The 3908-nt window shown below is 45.9% G+C and carries 2 protein-coding genes and 1 pseudogene; 2 read left to right on the top strand and 1 reads right to left on the bottom strand.

Annotated features, from left to right (window positions below):
• Positions 1-409, bottom strand: a pseudogene (locus PHP87_RS11270) (methyl-accepting chemotaxis protein); the annotation flags it as partial.
• Between the two features lie 478 nt (positions 410-887).
• Between PHP87_RS11270 and PHP87_RS11265 the strand changes: the two are divergent.
• The gene (locus PHP87_RS11265) at positions 888-1373 is read left to right on the top strand and encodes a hypothetical protein (protein WP_299921415.1); all 486 of its coding nucleotides are present in this window, start codon (positions 888-890) and stop codon (positions 1371-1373) included.
• A gap of 32 nt (positions 1374-1405) precedes the next feature.
• Positions 1406-3908: 6-pyruvoyl-tetrahydropterin synthase-related protein (locus PHP87_RS11260; RefSeq protein ID WP_299921413.1), on the top strand; the 2503-nt coding region annotated here is incomplete at its 3' end.

Below are 3908 nucleotides of genomic sequence, written 5' to 3'. Positions count from 1 at the left end.
TAGGATCGGAAACACTGGATTGCCCTTTAAGGGCCTGGTCAAAGTAATCCCGATCCTTTAAGTTGGTGGTCGAACCCGCAGTTGTGAGCACCTGCCCATCCAGCCCGGCAACCCCCATCATCAAATAACCCAGTCTTTTGTTGGCTTGTTCCAGAATGGGGCGCTGCTCTTCCCATTTCATACTAGTAATTTCCGGCTGTTCCGCAATAGTTTCCATTACCGATAAATGGTTATCTAGCTCGCTGCCTACCAGCCTGGTGGCATCCTGGGCTTTGGCTACCACACTTTGTTCAATGTTAGCCATTAAGGCTTTGGAAGCATAAAAATAAGATATGAAGCCTAAACCAGCACAAAAAAACAGCACCACCATACTAATATACAGCGTTAATCTGGAACCAATACTTCTCATAATGATCCCTCCTCCAGATATCAAGAAAAGCCTAGGCTAATTATTAGTACGACAAGCCAAAAATAAATGATTTGGTGAATTAGCTACAGTTGATATGAGTAATGAAAAGTAATGAAAGGTACGATTAATTCTATTATACAGTATTTTATAATAGATACTTCTATACCTTGATGGACTTTCCTGCCTATATTTGCAATATTAAGAGGAAATTTTGATTTCTGTCTATGAAGCACGGATAGAACATATATTAGAATCATGTAATAAATTATTAAAAATCACTTTAAATGGTGCTCTTTCCATGCTAATATGTATATACTAACTTAAGTCATGGTTTATATAGTAAAATAGTCACGATTCAGGCTTCTTATCTGTATTTTTCAACATCGCCACTAATTTCGTTGGGAATAATAGTGAACTTCATCGTGCACATAGCTATAATAAAGCTATGTAGCAGTTGGAGAAGGGGGAGGAAGATAAAATGAAGTTTTCAAAAACATTTTTCGGTTTTAAGCCTGGCGAAGTAATAAGCCAGATAGAGAGCATGGAGAACGAACACCAGCAAAGAATTATAGCACTTGATTCAGAAATAGAAAAAATTCAGGCAGAATTGCAAAAGGCTGAAGAAAAGCGAGAAGAGTTACAAGAGCGATTGAATACTTATATGGAAAGAGAAAGAATTATCTCTGATGTAATGGTCACTGCCCAGATTAATGCCCAGAGAATTGAGGAACAAGCCCGAGAACGGGCCCGCCATATGCTGGAAAATGCTGAGGAGGAACTGAAGCAAAAATTACATGAGCTTGATTTCTTGCGCATCAAAGTGGCTCGCTTTAAAGAAGAGTTTCGGGAAGTTTTGGATAATTACCGGGTATCTCTGGAGAAAGTCAGGGAGGAACCTGAGGATTCAGGCTTTACCCCTACCTTAATAACCAAGGAAAACAGGAGGCATGATGTGTCTTCCTGAAACGAGACGGCAGACACCTTGGATATTGAATAATGGATAAGACTGATCATGAACGGGCCCTCGCTGAGAGTCTAAAGCTGCAGATGGATAAGCTGCTGCAAAAAAAACAGGCAGTCGATCTTTGCATTGAGGAACTAAAACAGGAAATCGCTCGTCAAGCAATGAGAAAAGAATCTTTGGAGCGCTCCCTGGAGGAGAGCCAGAGAATTGCTGCGGGAATGGAAGAGAAGGCCCATTTATTAGCAGCAAAAATCCTGGCTGAAGCAGAAGCAGAAGTTGCGGTAAAAAGAGGGGAAATGCAAGCAATAGAACAGGAAATTCTTCTTCTTCAGGCTGAACTGGAAGAGAAAAGCATCAGGGAGCCTATTCCACAGAAAGAAGATGATAATAACCATCCCTCCACCGCCCAAAACTCTCCCAATTGTATTCAACACCATAATACTAATAACTATCCTGAGTTTAACCGAGTTGCAGCAAGTAGAGCAACCGGGGATGACAGCATTTATAGTATGAAGCTGGTGGGATTCGTAAATGCCCGCCACTTCGTTATTTTCGGTGGCACAACTGGCCCGGTACATGCGCATTCCTGGCAGGTAGAGACCGAGGTGGATGTCCCCCGAGAAATTGGGGACACTATAGAATTCAGGCGGGTTTCCCAGGCGGTTTCTGCGGCCCTGGGGCCCTATGAAAATACCATATTAAACCAGGTTCATCCCTTTGATTTAATACAACCTACTACCGAAAATATAGCCATGTATTTCTTCAACCGGGTGGATGAATATTTGGCCAAATTAGGCTTGAAGCTGTACCAGTTGAATCTTTGGGAAACCCCCACCCGGGGTATTCAGGTTAATAATCATAACCTGGCCCTGGATGAGCAGATTGCTTCCGAGCTTAAAGCCCGGGAGGAAAATATTACCGCTCAGGAGGCGGCAGCCATAGCTGATCCTGATTTTGCCGATTTGGATCAGCGAGATAAAGAGGCTGCTAACAATAGGAAATTATTATACAAGCCCCCTCCCATTTTCGCCGGTTCCCGGAGAGCCTCTTATTCCGTCCGGCAGTATCTGCTGGCTGCGGCGCTGATTTTATTCCTTTCTCTCCTGGCCTACCAGCATATACTCTGGCCACCGGTGGAACAGCGTTTTCCCTGGGGTTCCGATAGCTGGGGACATCTTTTTAAAGCTGAAATGCTCTACGAACAGATACAACAGGGGAACTACTACCCTCAATTTACCGAATACTGGTACAATGGGGTACAGCCTTTCCGCTACTGGGCGCCTTTGCCTTATTATGCCCTGGCTGGGTTAAGGGGCTTAAGTGGGGATATCTTTACCGCTGGCAACCTATACATATATCTATGCGCGCTACTGGGGGCTCTCTCCTGGCTTCTGCTGTCACGCAGGATGGGGTTGTGGCCGGCGGTTATGGCTGCTGTGGTCTGGCTGCTCTGGCAGGACAATGTGCGGGTAGCGTTCTCCGAGGGCAATTTGCCACGGGTACTGGCTACTGCTCTGCTTCCCCTGCTATTTGCCCTTTTTTTACATATTATAACGCAGCGGAAATCCTATAGGGCCATAATAGCTGTTATTTTAACTGTACAACTAGTATTGCTTTGCCATGCCATGATTGCGGCCGTTTATTGCCTATCTTTAGCCCTTTTTGCCTTTTTTCTCTGGGTTTTTCAAGGCTGCAGCGTCAAAGACCTGGCCCGAGGGCTCCTGGTTCTTGCTGCCGGAGTGTTAAGCTCATCCTGGTGGCTTTTGCCCAGCTTGAGCGGGGGCATCACCGGCATTGATGCCCAGGCGGTCAAACAGGTGGTGCAGTTTGTCCCGGCCCATATTTCTTTATCTCCCCTGTACCGTTTCAAGAATGTGGAGACATTCTACTGGGGCATAAGCCTGATAATGCTTCTTCTGGTCAGCCTTGTTACCTGGAAATCAAAGCCTGCCTGGGCTCGGAGCCTTGCTGTCTGCGGCATTATCCTGCTTCTTATCACTTTCCCTTTATTCCGGGCTATATACATAACCCTGCCGCTGAGCCATTTGCTCTGGCCTTTGCGTTTCAGCAGCTTTGCTGCCCTGGCTATTCTGGCCTCCGGCTTCACTTTGGAACTAAAAGAAAAACGACCAGGATGGCTGCAGTCATCCAGCATCGCAGGTTGCTTGCTGGTAGTTCTTTTGGTATTCCTGCTGGTAGATTGCCTGTTTTCTTTCCGCCTCTTGGCCCATACCGGAACCAAACCTTTTACAGTAATACAGAGTGGTGAATTTATTAAACACGATCCAGGATGGAGAGTAGCCACCATTGACCTTAGCCAGCTGGGTTCGGCCCCTTCCTTTACCTTTTCTGAGATGGCGGGGCTGGAGCAGGTCTTCGGCTGGGCCTGGCAGGGTGCGGTTACTTCGCGCAATATAATGCTGCTTAATACCGGTTTGGAACAGCAATACTACCCGTTTTTATTTCGCTCCTGTGTAGATTTGGGGGCTACCGACCTGGTGGTTAAGGAAGATGTTATTACTGACCTGGAGGCCT

The organism is Syntrophomonas sp., from assembly GCF_028707975.1.
Classification (GTDB): Bacteria; Bacillota; Syntrophomonadia; order Syntrophomonadales; family Syntrophomonadaceae; genus Syntrophomonas.
The sequence above is the reverse complement of the archived record's forward strand: the minus strand, read 5'-3'. Positions and strand labels throughout refer to the sequence as shown.

Excerpts from the sequence above, each read along its gene's own strand:
- PHP87_RS11265 (WP_299921415.1), top strand. The coding sequence starts at position 888 with ATGAAGTTTTCAAAAACATTTTTCGGTTTTAAGCCTGGCGAAGTAATA.